The organism is Rothia dentocariosa ATCC 17931 (assembly GCF_000164695.2).
Classification (GTDB): domain Bacteria; phylum Actinomycetota; class Actinomycetes; order Actinomycetales; family Micrococcaceae; genus Rothia; species Rothia dentocariosa.
Map to the genome: position 1 here is coordinate 2388028 of NC_014643.1, position 25532 is coordinate 2413559.

A 25532-nucleotide genomic window follows, 5' to 3' on the forward strand; every position below is an offset into this window, starting at 1 on the left:
CGGCTTTAGGAAAGTTTGCATCCTGAACTGCCGGGAAGCGTCGGCTTCCAGTTGAAGGTCTTAAGCGATAGGTGAACGAATATTCCGTATCTCGAAGCCGCCAAGGGCTGCACAATAACTTTACGCCTTGATATTCTAGGGGTGTCTGCCATGCGGCGCACGGAGTCATGAATGCGGAATTTCGGACTTTAGGGCGCGGGTACGGTAGATTTAACTAAGTCGACGATGCGGGGAGCGTACCAGCGCCTCCGCTATTTCTTCGTTGTACCCATCATAGACGTACCTCCCTGTAAAGGTCATACAGATTGTCCGAACACACTGCAGCCGCGACTTCTGACGCAGATAAGCCCGGCGTAAATTCTGATATCCGGCATCGTAACGCTGCTTTACTTTCTATCGCGCATGAACTTCCTCCCCGTGTAGTTACAAGCTCATATTTTGACGAACAATTGTCCAACACCTATAAGCGTCTGAAGATGCCTAAGGGGTTACTGGAGCGTCTGGCGGGTATTAGCGAACGTCGTGGCTGGGCTGAGGGCCAAACTTTTGAAGATGGTGCCGTTGCTGCAGCAGAGAAAGCGCTTCAAGCTGCGAAGGTTGACCGGGACCAAGTGGGGCTGCTTATTAATGCTTCTGTAACCCGCGATAATTTTGAACCCGCAGTATCTGTGGGTATTCATGACCGCCTTAATCTGCCTCGTCACGCCCTAAACTTCGATATTACGAATGCCTGCCTAGGGTTTGTAAACGCTATGACTGTGGCGTCTACGATGATCGATTCCGGTGCCATTGACTATGCTCTCGTTGTTGCCGGTGAAGATCCTTCCCCGTGGCATCGTACCGCCCTGCGGATTTTGAGCCAGCCTCATACATCTCGTGAGGATGTGCTCGCCCAGTTTGCTACCCTCACCCTCGGCTCGGGCGCGGCGGCGGCGGTACTCGGTAAGGCAGATGCGCATCCCGAAGGGCACCGCATCATCGGTTCGGTATCGCGTGCAGGAACTGAGCATCGTAATCTGTGCATTGGCGGTGAAGCTGATCAGGGCATGAATACTGATGCCGCTGGTCTTCTTGAGCATGGTCTGCAGCTGGTAGCTCAGGCTTGGGAACAAGCTCATGAGGACGGCTGGGAGTGGACCGATATGGATTCCTATGTGACTCACCAGATTTCTAATGCCCACACCAACGCTATTATCGAAGCCGTAGGAATTAAACGCGACCGTATTCCGCTGACTTTCCCCGTTTGGGGTAACGTAGCGGCAGCGGCACTGCCTATGACTCTTGCGGAATGCGCCCCCACCTATAAAAAAGGTGACCGTATTCTATGCATGGGTGTGGGTTCCGGTTTGAATACTGCGCTCATGGAAATCGACTGGTAATGTGAATTAGTATCGTCTCATCGCGTGGGAGCCTCGGCAGGTGCGGGGCTCCTCACTGTATCGGTACATAGCCCCACACCAAGGTACTCTGAATATCACCGGCGACGAGCCGTCGCAACAGCAAGGACAGTATATGCGCCACCTTAACTTCCCGAAGACCCAACCACCATATAACCCACACGAGTGGACGGGCGTTGATCCTCGCTACTCGCACATGCTTGAGGTACCTACCACCGCCCCGATTGAGGTGCGGGCCGCCCAGGCGCAGGCACGACGGTGGCATTACCTCGACAATACGCCAGCGCTTCAGGAACATGGGCTTGACCCTATCGGCACGATCCTGTGCGTACACGGCAACCCCACCTGGTCGTATCTGTGGCGTACCGTACTCGATGCCGGCGTGAACAGTACAGCGCCGTGGCGTGTTATCGCTGTCGACCAGCTCGATATGGGGTACTCCGAACGCACTCACCTCGATCTGGAGGACGAACGGCGCTCGCTTGAAGACCGCATAGCAGACTTGAGCGATTTTACCCGCGAACTCGGGCTGGATAAAACCGATAAACCGGTGGTGACCCTCGCCCATGACTGGGGCGGTTTAATCTCGCTGGGCTGGGCGATTGAACACCAAAATATTCTTTCGGGCGTCATGCTCACGAACACAGCCGTACATCACGATGGTGTTGAGCGCATCCCGGCGGCGCTGCGCCTAGCTTTGGGGGTTCACGAGCTGGGTACACGAGACTCTACAGCTTTTCTAGACGTTACTCTGGGGCTGGCACAGAACCAGGGCCGGGCGCCCTCCGAAGGTGAGCCAGGCTCTTCGGAACGGGCTCTAGCCGGGCCACAGGAATCCCAACCGCGTGCGCTTTACCCCAGCAAACTTCACGAGGGAATTCGCCGCACCTACCGGGCGCCTTATGTGCATCCGGCGTGGCGCGAAGGTATCCGCAATTTTGTGGGCGATATTCCCACGGGAACCGATATACCCTCATACGCTCATATGGTGCGCATTGCGGAAGGTGTTCGGGATTTGAAGGTTCCCGCGTTCTTCCAGTGGGGTACTAAAGACCCGGTTTTTCAGCGGCGCTACCTCTTCGATCTGATGGATCGTTTTCCCCAGGCCAAGGTGCACCGCTACGAAAAGGCATCGCACCTAGTTGCCGAAGATGAAGATATCGCCGCCCCTATCTTTGCTTGGCTGGGGCAGAACTTCGGCGCACTCGTTGAGGGTTATCTAGAGAAGCCGGTCAACGCAGAGGCACAGCATCGTGAGGCGCGGCGAGCTTTGGACGAACGTATTCGGAATCTGAAAACTTCCGAAGAAGAAGCACACGAAGAATTCCGCCCGATGATAGCGGCGTTGAACGAACGCGCGCAGGACACCTCACTCGCAATTGTAGATATGGACTCCGCAGGCGATGGCACCCAGGTTGCAGCACAGCTTACGTGGCAGCAGCTCGCAACGCATGTGGATGCGGCGGTGGCGCGCCTGCACGCCCTAGGGGTACGTCCCGGTGACCGTGTGAATCTGATGGTGCCACCTGGGTCACGCCTGACAACGCTTATTTATGCGTGCCTTAAACTGGGCGCAGTCATTGTGGTGGCGGATACCGGTTTGGGGCTTACCGGCCTCACACGCGCGCTCAAGGGAGCCAACCCGCAATTTATTGTGGGCATTCCCGCCGCTCTCGCCGCCGCACGATCCCTGTTGTGGCCCGGGCACCGCATTTCCGTAGAACCGCTCGGTAAGTTCCAGGATCGGGTGCTTGGTGTAGAAGGTTCTGTCTTTGAGCCCGCTCATAAACGTTCGGCGCGTTCTAAAACATCCGAAAACACACTCAGCGCCCCTATTGCCACTCCTGCGGTTATCGAGTTCCCCGACCCCGATCCGGATGCGGATGCCGCTGTCCTGTACACTTCCGGCTCAACCGGCCCCGCAAAGGGTGTTGTGTACACCCAGCGCCAGCTGGCGGGTATGCGCGATGCCATCGTCAACACCTACGGATTCAAGTCCGGGTCAGGTCTGGTAGCTGGATTCGCACCCTTCGCACTCCTAGGCCCGGCACTGGGCGCTACGAGTGTTACCCCAAAGATGGACGTGACCAAGCCCAAGACGCTCACCGCAACCGCGTTAGCCTCCGCGACCGAGGCGATTGGCGCATCCACCGTCTTCGCCTCCCCTGCGGCACTCGTGAACGTGGTGGCAAGCGCCTCCGAACTCACCGATTCGCAGCGCGCAGCCCTAGCGGAGGTCACCACCGTGCTGTCGGCTGGGGCGCCTATTCCTGTTCCCCTGCTTGACGAACTCTCGAAGCTGGTGCCTCATGCCTCACTGCACACCCCTTATGGCATGACCGAGGGGTTGCCGGTTACCGATGTATCTTTGGATATGATTCGCCAGGCACTAGCTGAGGGAACCCCGAATGCCGAGGGCGATATTCTTGATCCTTTTGCACGAGACGGGGTATGTGTAGGGTACGCGGTATATGGTGCGGCGGTGGCGATCGCTCCTTTGCAGGAGGATGGAACCGTGGCTTCGGAGATGACTCACGAACCGGGTGTGACCGGTGAGATTTTGGTATCGGCTCCCCATGTAAAAGACCGTTACGATACCCTCTGGGTGACCGAAGAACAATCGATTTCAACCCCTGGTTGGCATCACACCGGCGATGTGGGGCATCTGGATGCTGCCGGTCGTCTCTGGGTTGAGGGGCGCTTAGCGCATGTCCTTTTGACTGCCCAAGGTGTACTGACCCCGGTTGCCGCTGAGCAGTCCGCTGAGACCTTGGATGCAGTTCGCCGTGCCGCACTGGTCTCGGTCGGTCCTGCAGGCACAGCCGCACCCGTGCTCGTCATTGAGACCGCCAACCGTAAACTCAAGCAGGGTCAGGCACCATTCGATCTGAGTCGACAGATCCGCGAGCGCGTTCAGGAGGATACTGGTATCGAGCTGGCGTCTGTGTTGGTTATTAAGGAGCATCCGACCGATATTCGCCATAACTCGAAGATTGATAGGCCTGCCCTTGGCGAGTGGGCTTCAAAGGTACTTGCGGGTGCTTAGTTCTTAAGATAGCGGTGAGAGGATACGCAGGAAATCCGCCTGACATTGTTCTCCCGTTGTGTTTTCGCATATAGATTCTTGAAGATCAGGAGAAACCTGAATTTTGGAGGCTTTTATGGCTACCCCGGCTCCTTTAGCGGCTCGGTATACCGACCCTGCGCCGCGGTCTTTGCGTCCCGTCGATGAATCGTATTTTGCTGCCCGTAGCGGCGAACGTGTGCTTATTACCGGCGCAAGCGGCATGCTTGGTCGTGAAACCGCCATCGCGCTATTGCGTGCCGGGTATGATGTGCGCGTATTCCAGCGCAGTGATGCGGGTATTGCAGCGCTGCTGCCAGATACGATACGCCCTCGTTTCGAGCAGATTCGCGGTTCTCTTAATAATGCTGAGGTTATTGAGCAGGCTCTTGTGGGAGTGGACGGTATTGTGCATGCCGCTGCGAAAGTATCTGTTTCGGGCGATTGGGAGGATTACGAGCGTACCAATATTGTGGGCACGCAGGCTCTTCTGGATGCCGCTATAGAGCGTTCGATTTCTAAGTTTTTGTATGTATCTTCTCCTTCGGTTGCTCATGCCGGAACGGCTCTCATCGGCGAGGGGAACGGGGCGGCGTCCCCCGAGCATGCTCGTGGAAACTATGCTCGTTCCAAGGCTACGGCAGAGCTTACTGTTTTGGCCGCGAACGGTACAAAACTCGCCTCGGGCTCTACCATGCGCGTGGGGGCGTTACGCCCGCACCTGATTTGGGGACCGGGCGATACTCAGTTGGTGGAGCGCGTCCTAGATAGGGCTCGGTCCGGGCGGCTGCCCCTACTTTCCGGGGGCACAGGTCTGATCGATACACTCTATATCGATAATGCTGCGGATGCGCTGGTACGCGGTTATGAGCGTCTAGAGTCGATAGCTGGGCGCGCGCTGGTGGTCACAAATGGCCAGCCCCGCACGATTGCTGAGTTACTGAGTGGTTTCTGCACGGCGGTTGGGGTCCCCGCGCCGCGTTTTTCGGTTCCCGCGCCAGCGGCGGCTTTTGCGGGGCGTTTAATCGAAAAGGTGTGGGGTCGTCTGCCGAAGTCGGTAACAGCCGGGGATGAGCCTCCCATGACCGAGTTTTTGGCGGAGCAGCTTTCAACGGCGCACTGGTTCGATCAGAGGCTCACCCGCGAACTTTTACAGTGGGAGCCCGCCGTTACGATCGACGAGGGGTACCGTCGTCTGGGTCTTTTTTACGGGGATAAATATTCGCGTTCCTCTTCAGCAGTGTAGGAAAAACATTAGCTGATCTTTAGCCCGCGCGGGGTGCGTTGGCAGTGCGGACACCGGTATGAGGAACGGTTCATAAATGGTTCACGCACAATAATGCTGGTGCGCCCGGCCTCTAAGCACCGTCGACAGGGTTCTCCGGCGCGACCGTAAGCGTTCAAGGACCTGTCAAAATAACCGGATTGTCCGTTGACGTTCACATAGAGCGCATCGAAACTGGTCCCGCCCGCATGGAGCGCTTCGGTCAGTACCTGGTGTACGGCGGCGAATAGCTCCCGGGTTTGGGCGGCGCTGAGAGATTTTGCAGGTTTTGCGTAGTGTATTCTGGCACGCCAGAGCGCCTCATCCGCATAAATATTCCCGATCCCAGAAACCACGGACTGGTCCAGAAGCAGGCGTTTAATGCCGCTGGAAGTGCGTAGCATGATGCGGCGAATCTTTGCCACATCAAAGGATGGATCTACCGGGTCACGCCCAATATGCTCAACAGCTTCAGGAACCAAGAACTCTTCCGATATTTCTTCCGCACCAGCGGACGAAGTACCCGCAGGAATGTCGGGAACTAGATTCGAAAGGAACATTCCACCAAAGATACGCTGGTCGACAAACCGTAATTCAGTGGCTTTATTGGTACTCTCACCATCGGCGGGTTCGAGTTCAAGTACGATTTTGAGGTGCTTCTCAGCGGGGAATTCTGGAGTCTTCACGAGTAGCTGCCCGCTCATCCCCAGATGAATAACAAGCGCATACGGCAGTAACGTGTCATCGCTGTCGCCACGCTTCGGGAAAGGTTCGTCTTCGGGTGCAGAGAGTGTCAGCCACATATACTTGCCGCGCCTATATGCCCCGCGAATACGGGTTCTTTCTAAACACGTCGTAAAATCCGCAGAACCCCCGATATGGCGGCGAATAGAACGTTCATCGAGAATGCGTACCCGCTCGATTACACAACCGACAGCATGATGATGCACACCCTCACGCACAGTCTCAACCTCGGGTAGCTCCGGCATCTCTCCCCTTCACAGCGTCATGAACTCGCCACTCGGCGCATGAGCTAGTTTCTCCCACCGGGCGGCGCAAACTTATTTTTAGACTAGTATGCGATACGCAGCTTCTGCTGCGAGACGCTCTGCTTCCTTCTTGCTAGGTCCGCTTCCGGTACCCGCGGTCTGCTTTGCCACGATAGCGCGGGCAGTATACACGCGAGCATGGTCGGGGCCTTCTGCTTCGATCTCGTAGGTTACATCTCCCCAAGACCGCGAGGTTACCAGCGTCTGCAGATCGGTTTTCCAGTCGCGTCCGGAATTGAGAATTTGCTCGTCTTCTAGCATGGGCGCAATCAACCGCAGGACGAGCTCACGGGCGGCTTCCCGTCCCAAGCTGATGTACGTGGCTCCAAAGATAGCTTCCATAGTGTCGGCAAGAATCGAATCTTTATCGGCACCTCCCGTAAGCCTTTCCCCCTTACCTAGACGGATATGCTTACCCAGCTCTAGTTTACGGGCGGCTATTGCCAAAGCGGGAGCCGAAACCACCACATGGTGCAGTTTCACGAGCTCACCTTCGGGAAGTTCGGGGTGGCGGCGGTACACCTCCTCAGCAATGGCGAGAGAAAGTACAGAATCCCCCAGGAACTCTAGGCGTTCATTATGCTCTACCCCGGGGTTTTCAAAGGCGTAGGAACGGTGCGTGAGAGACAGCAAAAACGTCTCGGCGTCAATATCGACACCGAGACGTTCAAGCAACTCCCCAGCTTCGCTAGGAATGTTAGTCATCAGGAATACTCGCGTGATTAAGCGTCGGCGACCTTACGGCCCTTGTATTCCAGGAACAGGGCGTTGCCTGCAGCGTCGGTTACAACCTTTGCCTGGTGAGGCAGGCTGTAAGTCACGCGACCGTTTTCAACAGTCTTAACCAGCGGCGGCACAGATGCCTTCCACTGGGAACGACGCGCGCGGGTGTTAGCGCGGGACATCTTGCGCTTGGGAACAGCCACAGCTATCTCTCATTCTCTCGTAACAACAATTTAGTTTTCGGTATCCTCGCTCAGCAAGCCCTGTAAGGCTGACCAGCGCGGATCCAACACCTCGTGATGATGCCCGGGGTCTTCCTCCAGGCGCGCTCCGCATTCAGAGCACAGTCCCTGGCAGGTTTCCCGGCAGACGGGCTGGAACGGCAGTTGAAGGATTACTGCATCCCGCAGAGCCGGCTCAAGGTCAATAGATTCACCTTCAACGGCATACTGCTCATCGTCTTCGTCTTCGGAGCCGCCAGAGGGGGCCTTCTCGAAAACAAAAAGCTCTTGTATGTTGGTCGACATTTCGTAATCAATCGGATCCAAACATAGGCTACACTCGCCGTGTACATCCACTACGGTTGTGCCGCTTACCAGGATACCATCTACTACCGACTCCAGCCGAATGTCCAGGTCCATGTCGGTGCCTTCTTGTACACCAATCAGGGCATTACCCATCTCAGCGGGTGCCTGTACAACCTCGTCGAGGGTTTCCATAGATCCGGGACGGTGCATCAGATTTTTGACTGACACCACCAAATCAGAGGAGTTTTGAGGTGAAATGGCATATCTCCTTATACAAAATGCTTAAACCAAAGAGATATTCTATCCCCTCAACCGCCGTTAATCAAGGTTCGGGCGGCAAACTATGACATTCGATGCATCAAAATTCACATAAAATACGCGCAAGCCCAGGAAAAAAGCCTTCAATCATGGGAGAATCGCGCATAAAACTACGCAATCGTGTTATCGGTCGAGACCTGTGAGTGCATAGCGACGAGCGCATCCGAGACCACACGCGGCACATAAACCGAAACGTCGCCGCCTAAGGATGCAACCTCACGGATAATCGTCGAAGACACCCCGCCGAAACGGTCCTCCCCCGCCAAGAACACCGTCTCCAAGTTTGCCAAATGGCGGTTCATACTCGCCATCGGAGCCTCATACTCGTAATCCGTGCCCGAGCGGAGGCCCTTAACAAGTACCTGCGCCCCGTGTTCCTGAGCCCACTGCGCCAAAAGCACCCCCGGTGGAATAACCTCAACCTTCACGGTGGTAATACCGCGCTCCGCAAGGGAACGCTCCACCAAGTTCACTCGCTCCTGCAGAGAAAAAAGGTATTTTTTAGAGGAGTTATGCGCTACCCCCACGATCACATCATCAAAGAGCGCAGAGGCACGAGCAATAATCTCCAGGTGTCCATGGTGAATCGGGTCAAACGATCCGGGGCAGATAGCTAACATGAAGCACTCTCGCTTTCGGCGGGGTCAGAACCAGCACCCGCATATGATTCATCTGGTTCAAGATAGTACAGCACTGTCTCGCCATATTTCTTCATTGCAAACCGGCGCAGCTGAGAGTTCCACGCGGGTTCCGCGTCGCGCGAAGAACGCTCCACTACCACGATGGCGCCCTCCGCTAGATTCGGGGCGATGACACGCAAAATATCGAGAACCTGATCTTGCGTAAATGCATATGGAGGGTCAAGAAATACAAGATCCCAGGGGCCGCTATGGACCGCTACATAGCTTTGCGCGCTCCCCTGAGTCACTCGGGTAACGCCGGTTGCAGCTTTCGACGTTGCCGCAACATTTCTGCGGGTAACCTCACATGCCTTTGGATGCTTCTCCACGAACTCGACGGATGCGGCGCCCCGCGAGAGCGCTTCACACCCGAGGGCGCCCGACCCAGCGTAAGCATCAAGAACACGAGCTCCCTGCACAACACCATAGCTCTCCAGCTTCGAGAAAAGTGATTCCTTCACTCGGTCGGTTGTGGGACGAGTGTTCTCCCCCGGCACCGAGGCAAGGCGTAGACCACCAGCAGTTCCGGCAATAATACGGCTCATACGTTCCTCACGTCTGTTCGTCGATAGTTTCTAGTGGCGGAGGCCCAAGGTGACAAAACCGCCAAACCCGTGTGTTAGCCACGCCCCAAAAATGCCTCACGGTCGGCATCAAGAGCCCGGTCAATCGTACGTGCCAAGTTCGGATGCTTCGCCAGCGTGGGATCCGCCGCGATCAGCGCCCGCGCATCCTCGCGAGCACGCTCAATAATGGTTGCGTCAGCGAGTGCCCGCAGGAACTTAAGGGTACTCTTCTTCCCGGACTGCGCGGCACCTAGGATATCACCCTCACGGCGCTGCTGCAGGTCTATCTGCGAAAGTTTAAACCCGTCGGTGGTGGCCGCTACCGCGTCTAGACGCTCGCGGGATACTCCCCCGGCCTGTTGCCGGGTAACAAGCAGGCAGGTTCCGGCAAAACCGCCACGCCCCACGCGGCCGCGAAGCTGGTGCAACCCGGAAATACCGAAGCGATCGGCGTCCATAATCATCATGAGGGTTGCATTCGGTACGTTCACACCCACTTCAATAACAGTGGTGCTCACCAGAATATCTATTTCTCCGCGTTCAAACGCGGTCATTACAGCAGTTTTTTCCTCGGGGTCCATGCGCCCATGCAGGCTTGCAATCCGGGTTCCAGTCAGCGCCGGATTCTGTTTTAGATAGGCGGTCATCGCAGTCACGGAGGTCAGGCGTGTTTTGCCGTCAGAACTCTGAGAACCTTCACGCCCGGCATCGCCGAAGAGCTGCTGGCCTTCTTCAAGTTCTTCATCGTCATCGCCAATTTTGGGAACTACCACGTAGACCTGGTGCCCTGCATCGATCTCTTCACGAGCGCGTGTCCACAGGCGATCTGCCCAGGTCGGTTTTTCGGCAAGCGGTACCACATGGGTTGCGGTCTGTTGCCGTCCGGCGGGTAGCTGATCGAGTACGGAAACATCAAGGTCGCCAAACACGGTCATGGCGACGGTACGCGGAATGGGGGTTGCCGTCATCACCAGACGATGGGGCAGCTCGCCGTTGTTCCCACGCAGAGAGTCACGCTGTTCCACACCGAAACGGTGCTGTTCATCGACCACAACCATGCCAAGGTCGCGGAAGGTGACCGTGTCCGAAAGCAGGGCGTGGGTTCCGATCACCACGTCGGCGGTGCCGTCGGCGATCTCGGCGAGTACGGCACGCTTGTGTGCACTAGGCATTGAGGCGCTGAGTAGCCTAACCCGCACGCGATGCGCGGGTTTTTTGCTTTCTTTTTGGTTTTGGGGGCGAAAAAGCGTAGTCTCATATCCCGGTATTCCCTCGGTATCCGCTAAATCCCCGAGAATATCGAGGATCGAACGGAAATGCTGTTCGGCGAGCACTTCGGTGGGTGCGAGCATCGCGGATTGCCCACCAGAGTCGGCTACTTGAAGCATAGCGCGAAGGGCTACCACCGTTTTGCCCGAGCCGACATCGCCTTGCAGAAGCCGATTCATGGGTGACGGTGAGGCTAGATCACGGGAAATTTCCTTGCCCACTCGTTGCTGCCCCTCGGTGAGCTCATAGGGAAGCACGTTCAGCAGAGCATCTGCTGCCCCATCCGGCAGGGCGGGCCGGGCCACGGTGGCGTGGGCGGCACGTGCGGCGTGTAACCGGGCCAAGGCGCTCTGCAGAACAAAGGCTTCCCGGTAGCGCATCTGAGCTTGAGCGGCACGCCAGGTGTCCTCACTATCGGGAGTGTGCAGGGCGCGATAGGTCCACTCCAGCGAAGGGACTTTTCGGGCGCGGCGTATTTTATACGGTATTGGGTCTTCAAGCTCTTTTAGGGGCACAGATTCGATGAGCTGAGCAATAGCGGTCGCGATGCGATCCGTTGGCAGTTTTACCGGAGCACGATAAACGGGAATGGGCGCTTCGGCCCGTTCGGGGGTGTTCGCATTTCCGTCGTCCGAAAGCAGGGCGTAATGCGGGTTTGTCAGTGTATACTCCCCGCGATAAATCCCTACCTTCCCGGAGAACATCATGGTTTCACCAGCGTGGATCTCGCGTGCCGCGGTCCATGCGTTGAAGAAGGAAAGCTTCATGGTGGAGCCCACCCGCCCGGTTCCTGATATATCCGAACCGCCGAATATATGTTGCGGCACGCCGAAGAGATTATTCCCGCCGCTCTGTTGTCCGTAGGAATCCGCATAGCCCGAGTAACCGGCGGAAGGCGCGGCTAATCCGCTCACACGCGGGTTGGTTTTACCCGCAGGCATTCGTTGCGGTGTATTGGCCCTGCCCTCGCGTACGGCGAAGGTACCTGATGAAGAACTATCGACCGAATTCTGGTCGGATTCTGCAAGGGTATCGGTAATCGTGACTTCGGTGATTTTTCCTCTGCGTGCCGCCATAGTTCGGGTCGAAACGTTCGTGACCCTGGCGATAATTGTCACGTCCTGTCCCTCAACAAGGTCGGCAAACCGGCTAAGTTCTCCGCGAGGCAAATACTTCCGTGGAAAATATTCCAGCAGCTCCCCCACCGTGCTTATGCTCAGGTGAGTTTTGAGGGCGCGTGCCGTTGCCACTGACAGGTAGCGTGTTAAGGGTGCGTTTTCCAGGCGTTTCTCATCGTTATAGTGTGCTAAAGCCCGCGACCGTGCGGCACGTTGCTGTTGCTTTTCTTGCTCTTGAGAAGAGTCCGAACTAGACTTTGTATTCCGCGCTCCCGCGGCTAACTTATCTGTTTTCTTAGGGGTATTTGGGTCAGCGGCTTTCTTGCGCGAAGGTTTCTTTCCCGGTGTCTTTACGGCGTTCTTCGGTTCGGCCTTTTCATGATGCGGCTCTTCTACAAGAGAAGCAAGATTATTGTTTTTCTCCGGAGAGATATCCGTGCTTAATTGCTTATGCGTAGAATTTTTTGGATTGGTTCGTGGGGGTTTCGCTTTCTTTGCTGCCGGTTTTTGCGGCTTGGTTTGTGTGCTTTTCTTGGTTTTTCCTCGGATAGACGTTCCACGCTGGGACGGTGCTTCGGTACGCGCCGTATACGCAATATCGGCAAGGTCGTACAATTCCGCTGTGTCCATGCTTTGAGCTGCCGCACCCAAAGAAGCACTCAGAGCATCCACAATACGCTGATACTCCGGACTTTCACGCTGATGCGCAAGGGTGGAGAGCTCCGCTAACGTTTTAGTGCCGCGTGCATACTCGGCAAGGTCGCGAACCGTTACATATTCATGGGCTACAAGTTCGTCCTCAGAGAGAATGGCAGATGGTTTAGGGGCAGAATGCTCGGTATCGGTTGTTTGCTGTTTGGCAGCTTTTTTGGCCTGTCCAAGACCGCTTTCTAAAAATTCATCAGCAAAAAGGCTGGGAGTCGAGCCCTCATCATGCGCTTCTTTCGAGTTTTGAGGTGACACGTTTTCCCTCCTTTCTGCTCGCGGCACTCCGTCAACCCGAATACCTTCGGCTCGAACGGTCATATAAGACGTAGCGTAAGTTTAATACTACCGTTGCACATTTGGGGCACGCTACGAACCCCGTCAGCTCATGTCACCATGCAACGCATGTCCTGATCGCCCGCCCTCCCCGTGAACACAGGCTCTAGACATCAATCTTGAGAACACGATGGGGCGGCGCTCTCGTCCTCGTGAACAGTCAACGAGCTCACTCGTTCGTCCGCTAATACACCGTAATGAGCGATAACTTTGCGGGCTTCTTCCAAAGACGGCACGTGTACGTGTAAGGTCCACATATTGTTCTTGAAATCGAGCGGGGTGAGCAACAGCGAGTCGCCAAGCTCTTCTAATTCTGCTCGAAGCTGCACGAGAGTAAGGGGGTCTATAGTTAGCGTCCCCATGATTTCCCAGGTTGTCCCTGGGTTTTCCCGAGTACCGGTCGCATCAGTATGATGCTCTGCCTGGTCCTGCGTTCCTTCGGTCTTTCGCGCTTTCCGAGCAGAAGTACTGTTCGGCTTTGTAACATCTGTAGGAGGCTCCGCCAAGGCATAAACCTCCTGCGCAGGCATACGCGAGCTCATCCAGCGCGGATTTGATTGTACCGCTGCCAAATAAAAGCCCAGGGCACCTGCATCTACGTATCCCTTGAGTTCTGGCAGCGGCGGATTCTGCGCTGTGCCCTCAAGCGCTCGGCGCATCGTGGCGCGACGAAACTCTGCACGTGCCGTCACATCGGTAAGCTCCGATCCTGCACGATAGTGAAAACGGTAATCTGCGAGCGCAACCATAATCGCTACCATAGTGCCCTGCTCTAGGCTTTCATCCGCAATAATACGGCGTACTCGTTCGGCGGCAAGCGCTAACGCATAGCTCTCACGGTACGCGCTCTCGCGTGTACCGGTTTCCGTAACAGGTGTTTCACGGTACATCGCCTCAAGATCCTGAAGAAGTGGCAGATTATGTACCTCTTCGCCCAGCTCTTCTGCTAGACGGCCGGAAAAATTCCAGTAGGTACGCACTGCCTCCAACGCCCAGGCGCACAGGAGTGTCCCAGAATTGCCGCGAGCCATCCGACTGGCTTGCACGAGAGCATTCTCATAGATTTCACCCAGACGTTGGTTAACGCTCTGTATATCCGTCGTGAGAGCGTGAAGATCGTGCAGAAGGGTATCAAGCCCTTCACTAAAGGCCTTATTGAGGGCGTCTAAGGTATACACCAAATTCGACCCCGTGTCCTGATCGGGAACAGGGAAAGCGTTTAGAGAGTTAAGTGTGTTGCAATATGCCCGCACCGTTGAGAGCGCCTCGCCAATCCACGTGACCCCGAAGTTAAGCGGGGTTTGTGCGGCAAAGTGCTCGCTCGTCATAACGTATCCTTCCCATCCGGGGTTGGGTAACCGTGCTCTTTCTAGCATACGACGGTTATGCTCGGTAATGTTCCCAACCATAGTTTTGGAGCTCATATCCATCGCACAGAATTCGTGATGCACTTCGTTCTTGAGCACTGCAAGAGCCTAAAGCGACAAATCCCTCAGGAATCGTGGCACCCGCCGGAAAACATGCTAAAAGCCCGTGGTCCTCGCCACCGCCCAGAACGCATTCACGGGCCAGGCTGACCGCAGAATCACCATGATCGTTATGGGGCTGATGCTCAAGAATAAGACTTGCCACTGGTACCAGCTCACGTGCCAGCTCGGTAATCGCAGAATCATTGAACACGATATCGACGCCGGATGCTTCGGCAATTCGACGCGCGTCTTTAACGAGTCCGTCTGAAAGGTCCAGCATCGCGTTGGCACCGTATGCTGCAGCGCGTCGCCCTGTGGGTATGGGCGATACGGGCCTTAGCTGATGGGTAACAGCGCGTTCGATACGTTCTTTCTGCGTGGAAGGCAGCTGCTCTATCGAGTCGAGAGAGCCTGTGGTTGTCAGTAGCCGCAGCCCGGCATCAGCCCACCCGGTACAGCCCGCCAAAGCTACGGTATCTCCCGGTTGCGCCCCAGACCTCAACACAGGGTTTTCGCATCGTCCAACAGCCGTTATGGTAACGCTGGCATCACGTGCGCTGCCTAGATCACCGCCGCCTACCGTACAGACTGTAGCGCCGCATGCATGCAGCGAGTCGAGGATACCGCAGGCAAAGTCTTCAACCCAACCATAGGGGGTTTCGGGTGGCAGACTTAGAGATACAAAAAGGCTAACGGGTTCAGCACCCATAGCCGCAATATCGGCAAGGTTCTGGGTGGTGGCTTTCCACCCTACCTCGTAACCACCGCTACACGGACCGGCAGGCCAGATATCGAGAAAATCTTGCCCATGTACCAGAGTATCTGTGGTGATAACCGTGCGTCGATTATCGCCCGTGAGCACTGCGCAGTCGTCACCGGGACCTACTTCAAGCACCGGTTCCTGCCCATGTGCGGAGACAACCTGGATTACGGAGCGGTTATGCTCATCCAGCATGGGCATAAACAATTGCAAAACACGAGACTCCCCCAGCTGAGCCAATGTGCTCTTCCGGAGTGAACTTTCCCGTGCTTTATGCTTTTTGGTCCGAGGGTTCATTCCCCAATAATCGCCCATACCCTGTTACCTGGCACGGATAAAGTACCGAATCGCCACAATGGTAATCGCAAGAATTAGCAGGGAGAAGAACGCCAACGGCACGAAACCTGAGAGTCCAGGGCCACGAGAATCCGTTGAACGTTCCTGAACACTCTTAGGGCTATCGCCGTTCCGTTGAGCTTGCGAACCAGCGGACGTTGCGGGCGGACGAGCAACCGGGTTCACAGCAGATGGAACAGAATAAGAACCGTTTCTAGACTCCTGTGGGTTCGCCATTCTCAAAGTTGGCGAGCCATTCCGGGCGTTCTCTCCACGAGACAAATATCCCTGTACCCAGTCCGCGGCGCCGGGGAACGCATTGGGGAACCCTGAATTTGTTGCAAAACGCCCCAACGTCGCGATGCTATTGGGGAAGGGTTCAGCGGATGTAGACGGCGCGGGTGCTGGAGAGACATTGCTCGACGGCGTTGCCGAAGGGCTGGCATCTGGAGCTGGCGAATCGTCAGACCCCGGGTTTCCATGCCCCGAAGGGCTCGGGCTAGGAGTTGGAGCTGCCGATTCGGAAGCACTTGGGCTCGGGAACGGAACAGGCTGGCTAGTAGGCTGCTCCGAAGGCGCAGGGGTCCACCCAGGATCCTGAGACGGTGCGGGTGCGGGGTCTGCAGGAGTAGGTGTTACGGGCGACGGGGTCGGAGAGACCGGAACCGGTGTGGGAGTCACGGGTGTTGGCTTAGCCGGAGCCGGTGTTACGGGAGTGGGGGTAGGATACACCGGTGTTGGGTTGGCCTGTGTAGGCGTAGGGTTCACCGGGACCGGTGTGGGATTCACCGGAGCAGGGTTAACCGGAGTCAGATCCGGACTAGGCACAATGGTCGGTACCGGATCAGGCGCAGGGTTAACTGGTGTTGGGTTGGCCTGTGTAGGCGTAGGGTTCACCGGGACCGGTGTGGGGTTGACCGGAGTAGGGGTTACCGGTGTGGGATTCACCGGAGTCTGATCTGTAGGAGCCGGAGTAGGCGTTACAGGAGTAGGGTTGGCAGGCACAGGCTCCGGGTTCACCGGGGTCGGATTAACCGGTGTGGGCGTAGGGGTTACTGGTGCGGGATTCACCGGAGTCTGATCTGTAGGAGCCGGAGTAGGCGTCACAGGAGTAGCCGCTGGTTCTTCTCCGAGATCCGGGGAAGCTTCCTCAGCGTCCTCAGCAGGAAGGTTCTGAACGGGAGCAGCAGGAGTTGGAGTTACAGCTTCTGTTTCAGAATCCTCAGTAGGAACTTCGGCATCATAAGGCTGCGCCTGTGGACTCTCATATTCGGGGGTAACAGGCTGAACTTCCGCTTCATCTTCATCAGTTTTCTGAGCCGGGGTAGCTCGTTGCGCAGGGGTCTCGGTAGCCTCAGGAATCTCGTCGTCCTGCTGGTCATAGTCAAGCGGAGGTGCAGCGGCAAACTCGGCACCTGCAATGGGAGATTCCGATTGCAGGGCAACGGCGGGTTGAGCAGCATAGGTCACGTTGCCCGAGGCCATGCCGTACATAGTCAAGGTAGCGGTTGCAGACGGCATGGGCATAGGAGTCACGGCATTTTTCTGACCTAAAGCTGCAAAGGTAGCTGGTACGGCAGGCTGCGTGGTAGCTTGACCGGGCGCGGCAGACTCAGAGGTCGCAGGATGGTTTGCGACCTTCCCGGAAGCGCCACGTGCCTCCTGTGTCAGCGTTGCGGCGATCGGCACACTACCGAATGCAATCAATGCAGTCGCTAGGCTAGCCGACGCTACTTTGCATTGTCTGTTTCCCAAAAAGTGTCCTTATACCGAATAGCTACCGAACAATATGCGTGCTTGGGTGAGTCTACACCCTAAATAACAAGGATGTGCTTCTCTCAAAAGTTTATCGAATTTTAAGAATCTTTTCACGATCAACTATTAACTGTTACTTTCATGGTACCTGGACTATGGGCAAATTGTCGTGACTTTGAGCTTTAAATTGGTATTCAAATTTTTGCTTTCTTCTGATCTGCCGCGCTATGTTTCTGCGACACGCCGGTGAATATACCGTACGTTAGAATGAGAGAGTGACTTTTATGTCTTTTAGCTTTTTCGTCATGTCCCCAGCGAAGCGAGCAGGCTTGGGTCTTGCGCTCACCGGGGTGCTGTCGCTCAGCGCATGTGGAGCGGGCAATGTCAATCTTGATCCGGCTCCAGATGCCGCCAACCCTGTATGCGCTTATGCGATGGTTGCTATGCCAGAAAAACTCGTTGGCCTACAGCAGCGTGAAACTACGGCGCAAGGAACGACCGCTTGGGGCGAACCAGCTTCCGTGATTCTCAAATGCGGTGTTACCGTTCAGGAACCCGTATCGGATCCATGCGCTGAGGTCAATGGGATTGATTGGGTGCTGCGTCCCAAGGATGCGCCAGAGAACTCAGCACCGCCAGTCTCAGCGTCTTCCTCCGCCGCTGCAGGCCCTGAAAACCGTGCGACGGGAACGTGGACGGCAACCACGTACGGACGAACGCCCGCCATTGAAGTAACCTTCGACGCAGATAAGGTTTCATCATCAACTCTTCTTACTGAGCTCAACTCGGCGGTCAAACAAATTCCGTCTCAGAAGAAATGCACGAACATCAACGATACTCTCAACGGTGTCAAAACCGGAAAATAGAGGATTCAATACCTCTGGATCCTTACCTTCAGTTCACTTCACGCAAACGCAAATTTTAGAGCCCTCAAGACCTAAGGTCTTGAGGGCTCTAACACTGGAATTTCCTTCTATTAGCGCAGCCCTAAAGGACGCTCCAGTGCAAGAGTCAGCAGTTCATCAATCAGTTCGGTATAGGAAATTCCGGTGTTTTCCCACATGGTTTTGTACATTGAAATCGGGGTAAATCCTGGCATAGTGTTCACCTCGTTGATCACCAAACGACCATCCGGGGTGTAGAAGAAATCTGCGCGGGATAGTCCTTCGCCGTCAAGGGCCAAAAACGCCTTAACCGCCAGAGCACGCAAACGCTCCTGCATATCCTTCGGTAAATCGGCGGGGCACCGGGTAACTGCCGAAGACTTTGAGATATATTTAGCATCAAAATCATAGAAACCGTGGTCCTCATCAACAACCTCGATTTCGCCAGGGTATGATGCACGCGGCATATTACCGTGGTGACCGTCTAAGACGCCACACTCGATTTCACGCCCCACAATGCCAGCTTCCACAATAATCTTTGCGTCATGGCGGCGTGCTTCTTCGATAGCCGGAACAAGTTCCTCAAATTTATCCACTTTGGTAATGCCAAAAGAAGAACCCGCACGCGTGGGTTTAACGAACATGGGGTAACCAAGGGCGGTTATACGTTTAAGCGATTCCTCGCGCTCATGAGTCCATTGGCGATCGGTCACCACCTCATAAGACCCAACCTCCAGCCCAGCCGACTCAAATGCAACCTTCATAAAGTGCTTATCCATACCTACGGCTGATGCCGTCACGCCGCATCCTACATAGGGCAACTCAGCAAGTTCCAGAAGACCCTGAATTGTTCCGTCTTCGCCGAAAGGACCGTGTATGAGGGGGAATACCACGTCAAGGGCAGGACCATACTCAAGATTTCCGTCAGCATCTACTAGGTGCACTCGCGAATCCCCGGCTCCAAGAGGCAGGAAAACCTGGTGCGAACCACCCGTAAACTCTGCATGTGCAGGGGCAGCGTCGAGAAGTGCGCTCAGCTCTTCCAGATTCGTCAAATACCAACGACCGTCTTTTGTAATGCCAATAGTCACCACGTCGTAGACGCTGCTGTCAATGGCGCCTAGCACGCCTACGGCAGTAATCAGAGAAATAGGGTGTTCCGAAGAACGTCCGCCACACAGTAGAGCAACAGTTTTCTTCTGTGCGTTTTCGGTCATTGCATCTCCTTCGTAAGAGGGCGCCCCTCAAGCGCCCATGTCTGCGCACACGTGCTGTATTAGTTGTTTTATCTGCCGCAAAAATTTTCTTGCGGAAGATCTTGATGTTAATGGCCTTCGTGTTTCAGGCGTCGTCCCAGTAGCAGCGGTGCCAGCTGTCCGATCTCGATGTGTCCAGTCAGGACAGCAACGACCGCTTCCACGATAGGCATTTCGACTCCGTGACGGCGTGCTAATTGCGCTACGACGGGGGCTGATTTGATGGATTCCGCTGTCTGGCTCATATGTTCACTGAGTTTATCCGGGCTTACCCCTTCGGCAAGTAGACGCCCGGCAGTATGATTTCGTGAAAGCGGCGATGAACAGGTAGCAATCAAATCTCCCATCCCCGCAAGTCCGCTCATTGTTGCTGCTTCACCACCCAGTGCGACCGCAAGACGAGTAATTTCGGCAAGTCCGCGCGTCATGATTGAGGCTTTGGAGTTATCACCGTAATTGCGGCCTTCACAGATGCCGACGCACAAGGCGATCACGTTCTTCACCAAACCACCGATTTCCGTACCCACCACATCGGTATTCGTGTAGGGGCGGAAATAGCTGCAGGCACAAGCCTGCGCGACAATTTCTGCGATGGGCAGTGTGCGTGCTGCGACTACAGAAGCGGTGGGCTCCTCCCCCATAATCTCAGTAGCAAGATTCGGCCCTGAAAGCACGCATACCCGATGCGGTATGTGCCCGATAGTGCGGATGTCTGCGCCGCGCATCGCCAAGGCTTCCTCAAGTTCCTCGGTAATCACCTGGGACATGCGCAAACCGGTGCCGGTTTCTAATCCCTTTGCAAGTGAAACCAGCAGGGCATGCGGCTCAATATAGCGGGCATAAAGTTGAAGCTGCGAACGTAGCACCTGTGAGGGTAAAGCCAGTACCACCAAATCGGCATCAGTGAGCCCGGTAGGAGCATCCGCCGTGAATTCCAGGTTCTCGGGTAGCTTCATCCCCGGAAAATATTTATTATTTTCCCTAGTCTGAGAGCACTCTGCCATAGCTTGTTCGCTGCGGCCAATAAGGACTACCTGAACGCCCGTTTTATTTTCTCGCGCCGAATCAGCCACAATTTTGGCGAATGCGGTCCCCCAGCTTCCCGCACCCAAGATCGCAATTTTTACTACCTTACGTGGAGCCGGTTCGCTGTTGTCAGCGGAATTCGTGAAAAGAGCCATAACCTCGCCTCCTATTTAGGATCCGGTTCGCCCAGGTTACCAGCTATCCCCGTCATTTCACCGGGAGCTTCACGACGTTTGGTTCGGGGATTCCAACGACCGATTGGCGCCTTTTCGCCACGTATGTCTTCCAGCAGTTCGGTCACGGCGTCAAGCATAGCGTCGGTCACGACCCCAAGCTCAGTACGCGTATGCTTTGCCTCCGGCGAAGGATCATCGATTAAAGAGGCGATATCGAGAGGCTTACCCACCTTCACTTTGACCGTTTTACGGGGAAATAGGGAAACCTTACGATGCTCTTTGACGCGGCCACCATCCACGGTTTCGTAGTCATACCCAAGAATCTGCTCATCGCCCCAGTGCGCCACCGGTACTACGGGAGCACCAGTTGCGAGGGCAAGACGGGCAGCACCCGTACGGGCCTGCATGGGCCAACCCTCAGGATCACCGGTAGTTGTTCCCTCAGGGTAAATCACTACAGCGCCGCCAGCCTCTACAACTTTACGGGCAGTAATAAGCGCCTTGCGAGCGTCTACAGAGCCGCGTATCACGGGAATATGCGCCATTTTACGCATAATATATCCCAGAACGGGCGCTCGGAACAAAGAGTCCTTCGCTAAAAACCGCGGGAAGACTCCGTTATTGAAGATAGGGAGTGCAACGGTTACAGGGTCTATCTCGGTGGAATGGTTAGCAACCACGATATAGCCTCGGTCGGTCGGGAAGTTCTCGCTCCCGATAATTTCGATGCGGGCTATGCCTTTATACACCACGCGCGCAGCGTTACCAAGAACCTTAAAGAGCTTATCTCCTTGAGGGGTAGGCTCAAGTGTGGGTAGTGCTTTTTTCCCCTGTTGACCGCTCATACTAGCCCTGTACCTCAACCTCTTCTGGCACAACAATCTCAATTTCTGCATCGGGCTTAGGAGTCTTGCTCTGTTTGCGGGCAAGTACCTCAAACTTTGCGCCCAGAGCTTCGAGTTTCTTTTCAAAGTTCTCGTAACCGCGCGCGATAATTTCAACACCCGTAACGTGGGATGTACCTTCTGCTGTTAGAGCGGCGATAATATGCGAGAATCCACCGCGCAGATCGGGAACCTCAATGTCAGCGGCCTTAAGCGGGGTAGAGCCGCTAATAATAGCGGAGTGCCCGAAGCTCTTACCGTGGAAACGACAAAACTCGCTGCCGATGCAATCGCGCATAACCACAATATCGGCGCCCATCTGTTTGAGGGCATTAGTAAACCCAAAACGCTCTTCGTACACGGTCTCGTGCACAATAGAAGTTCCTTTTGCCTGCGTGAGCGCAACGACAAGCGGCTGCTGCCAGTCGGTCATAAAACCGGGGTGCACGTTGGTCTCAAACACGATAGGGTTCAGCTCTGCGCCGGGGGTAATCACGCCGGGGTGAGTAAAGCGGATTCCTTCCGGGGTAACCTCGAATTCACCGCCCATCTTCCGGAACTGGTTGAGGAAAGCAGTCATATCCTTCTGTGAAGCGCCGCGCACAAAAATATCTCCGCCGGTTGCCAACGCGGCGGATGCCCAGGAAGCGGACTCATTGCGGTCTGCCAAGGCGGTGTGGTCGTACCCGGTTAGGGCGTCAACCCCCTCAATAATAATGGTGCGGTTTTCGTTAATGAAGATGATTGCACCCATCTTCTGCAAAACCGCAATAAGATCAATAATCTCGGGCTCAATAGCGGCGTTCTTCAAAACCGTGGTGCCGCGGGCGCGCACACCAGTCAGAAGAACCTGTTCGGTAGCCCCTACGGAGGGGTAATTGAGTTCGATTTCAGCACCGTGCAGGCCTTCATCGGGAGCGTTCAGAGTAGTGCCGCTTTCATCGTCTTTCTCGACGACGGCACCAAATTTACGGAGCGCATCCATATGGTAATCGATAGGACGATCACCAATTTTGCATCCACCTAGATTAGGGATACGCGCGGTACCGAGCGTGTGCAGAAGCGGACCTACCATCAGGATCGGAATACGTGAGTTACCGCCGAAGAGTTGAATCTCTTCAGCGTTATCGGCCGCAGTCTTCGCGTCTTGGGCGGGATCTAATGTGAGAATACCGGCTTCAGGATCATAGTTAACTTTCGCACCGTGAAGTTCAACAAGGGTAGTTACAATCTCAACATCGCTTAGGTCTGGTACGTTACGCAAGGTTGAACGGGTGGATCCGTGCAACGCTGCTACCATCGCTTTAGGTACGAGGTTTTTGGCGCCTCGAACGTGGACTTCGCCTTTAAGAGGGGTACCACCCTCAATGCGAAGTTCGCTGATGTTAAGGGACATAACTAATCCTTCGAACGGTCGGCTCGGTGGGGCCGACAAGAACTGCTGTTAGTGCTGAGGTCCGGCGCCATTAACGAATTATTAATAGGTCTGCACAGACTTTCAAGCTATCATTTTACGTTCTCGAACGGGCTGCTACAAACGGAAGAGCTGTGTAGAACCTGTGCTTCGCGATGTTTATCGAGATAGTTCAAAGATGCCGCTCATAAACTTCCTCGAAGAACCACCTCATATAACCATCAAACCCCAGCAACATACCGATAAATGTGTATCTGATACACCCCGTAATACTCGGTGAGGTGCGTACCCTGATGTCACAGGGTACGCACCTCACCGAGTATCCAGACTAGACTTCCTGAGTCCGAGGCATCCATGCGGGGCGGCGCGCCTCGTAGTCTTTAATGGCCTCAATGTTCTGAAGGGTAAGCCCGATATCGTCAAGCCCTTCCATCAAACGCCAGCGTACATAATTATCAATCTGGAAAGGCACCACGAGGGCACCCACAGTTACCGTCTTATTTTCTAAATCAACGGTAATTTCGGTACCGGGTTCCCGTTCAAGAGCCTTCCAAATCAACTCGACATCATCCTGAGCCACCTGAGCGGCAACGAGTCCTTGTTTACCCGAGTTACCACGAAAAATATCGGCGAATCGTGACGATATAACGACTCGAAACCCGTAATCCTTAAGCGCCCAGACCGCGTGCTCACGCGACGACCCTGTACCAAAATCGGGGCCCGCCACCAGCACTGACCCATTTTTATAAGGTTCTTGGTTCAGAACAAATTCGGGGTTCTTACGCCAATTCACAAAGAGGGCATCGTCAAAGCCTGTTTTCGTTACGCGTTTGAGGTAAACCGCCGGGATAATTTGGTCGGTATCCACGTTCGAGACGCGCAGAGGAACACCAATTCCGGTGTGTTTAATAATTGGTTCCACAATGTTCTCCTTTACGCCGCCGCAGGGGCATTGTCTGCGTGTGGTTCTAAGTCAGAAGGTGATGAGAGGGTTCCGCGAACCGCCGTTGCGGCAGCGACTAGCGGCGAGACAAGATGGGTTCGTCCGCCTTTACCCTGGCGTCCCTCAAAGTTGCGGTTCGAGGTGGATGCGCATCGCTCCCCCGGCGCCAGTTGATCGGGGTTCATGCCCAAGCACATAGAGCATCCGGCAAAGCGCCAATCTGCCCCAAAGTCCTTGAAGATTTTATCTAGGCCTTCTTCTTCGGCCTGTGCGCGAACTTTCTGTGAGCCGGGAACGACCATCATACGCACGCCTGAGGCAAGGGTACGCCCACGAATGATTTCGGCGGCAGCACGCAAATCCTCAATGCGTGAGTTAGTGCACGAACCTAAGAATACGACGTCCACCGGAATATCTTTCATGGGAGTTCCAGCTTTAAGGTTCATGTACTCCAGGGCACGGGATGCGGCTGCCTGGTCGTTTTCATCCTCAAAGTCTTCAGGTGCGGGAACCGCTTGGCTCAGCGGCACACCCTGACCCGGGTTTGTTCCCCAGGTAACGAAGGGCTCAAGCTCGTCTGCATTAATAAAGATTTCTTTGTCGAAAACAGCCCCTTCGTCGGTGGGAAGGGTCTTCCAGTAGGCGAGCGCGTCCTCCCAATCTTGGCCCTTGGGTGCGTGAGGACGCCCCTTAACATACTCGAAAGTGGTCTCGTCGGGAGCTACCATACCCGCACGAGCACCTGCCTCAATCGACATATTGCAGATGGTCATACGCCCTTCCATAGACAAGGAGCGTATCGCGGAACCGCGGTATTCGAGTACGTATCCCTGCCCGCCTCCGGTACCGATCTGAGCGATAACGGCAAGAATAATATCTTTGGCGGTTACTCCAGGTTTTAGAGTCCCTTCGACATTGATTGCCATTGTTTTAAAGCGCGCCAGCGGCAGGGTTTGGGTTGCCATCACGTGCTCAACCTCAGAGGTGCCGATGCCGAAGGCAAGTGCACCGAAAGCACCGTGGGTTGAGGTGTGCGAGTCACCACAGACGACGGTTATTCCGGGCATGGTCAATCCCAGCTGCGGGCCGACTACGTGTACGATACCTTGTTCGATATCGCCGAGCGGATGGATGCGCACGCCAAATTCCGCGGTGTTACGACGCAGGGTTTCGATCTGGGTTCGCGAAGTAATATCCGCAATGGTCGAAAAAATATTTTCGGTAGGAGTATTGTGATCTTCAGTTGCGATCGTCAAGTCGAGACGGCGCAGGGGCCTGTTTTCGAGGCGTAGCCCTTCAAAAGCCTGGGGCGAGGTCACCTCATGCAGAAGATGCAGGTCAATATAGAGAAGGTCGGGCTTGCCATCTTGCCCGGGCACCACGACGTGGTTCTCCCAGACTTTTTCGGCGAGAGTACGCGGGCGCTTCACAGATGTGGGTATAGCGCTTGTCGCAGCAGTATTGTCCCCTGCCATTTTTCCTCCTGCTTTGATATGGCGGGCTTTCCGCCAATCATAGATATATAGTGCCTTATAACACATATATTCTTGCCCCTGGAATATATTTCAAAAATTTGGTATTCAGGGTTCCTCCATCATGGGCAGGTTCAGAGG

General features: G+C 55.2%; 20 protein-coding genes. 4 read left to right on the forward strand and 16 right to left on the reverse strand.

Going from position 1 to position 25532, the window contains the following annotated elements; all coding sequences use genetic code 11:
- Positions 1-305: 305 nt before the first annotated feature.
- The 3 genes from HMPREF0733_RS10190 to HMPREF0733_RS10200 all read left to right on the forward strand — a co-directional run bounded on the left by HMPREF0733_RS10190 (position 306) and on the right by HMPREF0733_RS10200 (position 5707).
- Complete coding sequence (locus HMPREF0733_RS10190; protein WP_004004880.1) at positions 306-1379, forward strand: 3-oxoacyl-ACP synthase III; 1074 nt, start codon at positions 306-308, stop codon at positions 1377-1379.
- Positions 1380-1512: 133 nt separating this feature from the next.
- Entirely contained in the window at positions 1513-4443 is a 2931-nt protein-coding gene (locus tag HMPREF0733_RS10195; protein ID WP_041321808.1) for an alpha/beta fold hydrolase, read from the forward strand.
- 115 nt (positions 4444-4558) lie between these two features.
- A complete protein-coding gene (locus HMPREF0733_RS10200) occupies positions 4559-5707 on the forward strand; it encodes an NAD-dependent epimerase/dehydratase family protein (protein ID WP_013399239.1) in 1149 nt (382 codons plus the stop codon).
- Positions 5708-5715: 8 nt separating this feature from the next.
- Here HMPREF0733_RS10200 and mutM read toward each other — a convergent pair whose 3' ends face one another.
- From mutM to HMPREF0733_RS10250, 10 genes are all read right to left on the reverse strand, one after another.
- Entirely contained in the window at positions 5716-6714 is a 999-nt protein-coding gene (gene mutM, locus HMPREF0733_RS10205; RefSeq protein WP_013399240.1) for a bifunctional DNA-formamidopyrimidine glycosylase/DNA-(apurinic or apyrimidinic site) lyase, read from the reverse strand.
- Positions 6715-6792: 78 nt separating this feature from the next.
- Complete coding sequence (rnc, locus tag HMPREF0733_RS10210; protein ID WP_004004884.1) at positions 6793-7479, reverse strand: ribonuclease III; 687 nt, start codon at positions 7477-7479, stop codon at positions 6793-6795.
- A gap of 17 nt (positions 7480-7496) precedes the next feature.
- Positions 7497-7700 (reverse strand): 50S ribosomal protein L32, encoded by a 204-nt coding sequence (rpmF, locus tag HMPREF0733_RS10215; protein WP_004004885.1) that lies wholly within the window; start codon positions 7698-7700, stop codon positions 7497-7499.
- 30 nt (positions 7701-7730) lie between these two features.
- Positions 7731-8234, reverse strand: coding sequence for a YceD family protein (locus tag HMPREF0733_RS10220; protein ID WP_238382257.1), 504 nt, complete (start codon positions 8232-8234; stop codon positions 7731-7733).
- Between the two features lie 218 nt (positions 8235-8452).
- Positions 8453-8962: a pantetheine-phosphate adenylyltransferase gene (gene coaD, locus HMPREF0733_RS10225; protein WP_013399242.1), complete on the reverse strand. Its 510-nt coding sequence runs from the start codon at positions 8960-8962 to the stop codon at positions 8453-8455.
- Positions 8956-9567 (reverse strand): 16S rRNA (guanine(966)-N(2))-methyltransferase RsmD, encoded by a 612-nt coding sequence (rsmD, locus tag HMPREF0733_RS10230; protein ID WP_013399243.1) that lies wholly within the window; start codon positions 9565-9567, stop codon positions 8956-8958. Before rsmD ends, coaD begins: the two co-directional genes overlap by 7 nt.
- A 74-nt stretch (positions 9568-9641) precedes the next feature.
- Positions 9642-12938, reverse strand: coding sequence for an ATP-dependent DNA helicase RecG (locus HMPREF0733_RS10235; RefSeq protein WP_169310263.1), 3297 nt, complete (start codon positions 12936-12938; stop codon positions 9642-9644).
- Positions 12939-13129: 191 nt separating this feature from the next.
- Positions 13130-14344 carry a DAK2 domain-containing protein gene (locus HMPREF0733_RS10240; protein ID WP_013399245.1) on the reverse strand — a complete coding sequence of 405 codons (1215 nt, stop codon included), beginning with the start codon at positions 14342-14344 and terminating at the stop codon, positions 13130-13132.
- 55 nt (positions 14345-14399) lie between these two features.
- A complete protein-coding gene (locus tag HMPREF0733_RS10245) occupies positions 14400-15485 on the reverse strand; it encodes a thiamine-phosphate kinase (protein WP_115333562.1) in 1086 nt (361 codons plus the stop codon).
- An 81-nt stretch (positions 15486-15566) separates the two neighbouring features.
- Positions 15567-17270, reverse strand: coding sequence for a hypothetical protein (locus HMPREF0733_RS10250; RefSeq protein ID WP_013399247.1), 1704 nt, complete (start codon positions 17268-17270; stop codon positions 15567-15569).
- 350 nt (positions 17271-17620) lie between these two features.
- Here HMPREF0733_RS10250 and HMPREF0733_RS10255 point away from each other — a divergent pair, with 350 nt between their 5' ends.
- The gene (locus tag HMPREF0733_RS10255) at positions 17621-18202 is read left to right on the forward strand and encodes a DUF3515 domain-containing protein (RefSeq protein WP_013399248.1); all 582 of its coding nucleotides are present in this window, start codon (positions 17621-17623) and stop codon (positions 18200-18202) included.
- A gap of 110 nt (positions 18203-18312) precedes the next feature.
- Here the strand turns inward: HMPREF0733_RS10255 and HMPREF0733_RS10260 are convergent, their stop codons facing one another.
- The 6 genes from HMPREF0733_RS10260 to leuC all read right to left on the reverse strand — a co-directional run bounded on the left by HMPREF0733_RS10260 (position 18313) and on the right by leuC (position 25394).
- On the reverse strand, positions 18313-19437 hold the full coding sequence (locus HMPREF0733_RS10260) for a D-alanine--D-alanine ligase family protein (protein ID WP_013399249.1): 1125 nt from the start codon (positions 19435-19437) through the stop codon (positions 18313-18315).
- Between the two features lie 107 nt (positions 19438-19544).
- Positions 19545-20657: an NAD(P)H-dependent glycerol-3-phosphate dehydrogenase gene (locus HMPREF0733_RS10265; RefSeq protein WP_013399250.1), complete on the reverse strand. Its 1113-nt coding sequence runs from the start codon at positions 20655-20657 to the stop codon at positions 19545-19547.
- An 11-nt stretch (positions 20658-20668) separates the two neighbouring features.
- Positions 20669-21523: a lysophospholipid acyltransferase family protein gene (locus tag HMPREF0733_RS10270; protein WP_013399251.1), complete on the reverse strand. Its 855-nt coding sequence runs from the start codon at positions 21521-21523 to the stop codon at positions 20669-20671.
- A gap of 1 nt (position 21524) precedes the next feature.
- Positions 21525-22958, reverse strand: a complete 1434-nt coding sequence (gene murA / locus HMPREF0733_RS10275; protein WP_004004898.1) for a UDP-N-acetylglucosamine 1-carboxyvinyltransferase — start codon at positions 22956-22958, stop codon at positions 21525-21527.
- Between the two features lie 346 nt (positions 22959-23304).
- The gene (leuD, locus tag HMPREF0733_RS10280) at positions 23305-23898 is read right to left on the reverse strand and encodes a 3-isopropylmalate dehydratase small subunit (RefSeq protein WP_013399252.1); all 594 of its coding nucleotides are present in this window, start codon (positions 23896-23898) and stop codon (positions 23305-23307) included.
- A gap of 11 nt (positions 23899-23909) precedes the next feature.
- Entirely contained in the window at positions 23910-25394 is a 1485-nt protein-coding gene (gene leuC / locus HMPREF0733_RS10285) for a 3-isopropylmalate dehydratase large subunit (protein WP_115333561.1), read from the reverse strand.
- Positions 25395-25532: the final 138 nt, after the last annotated feature.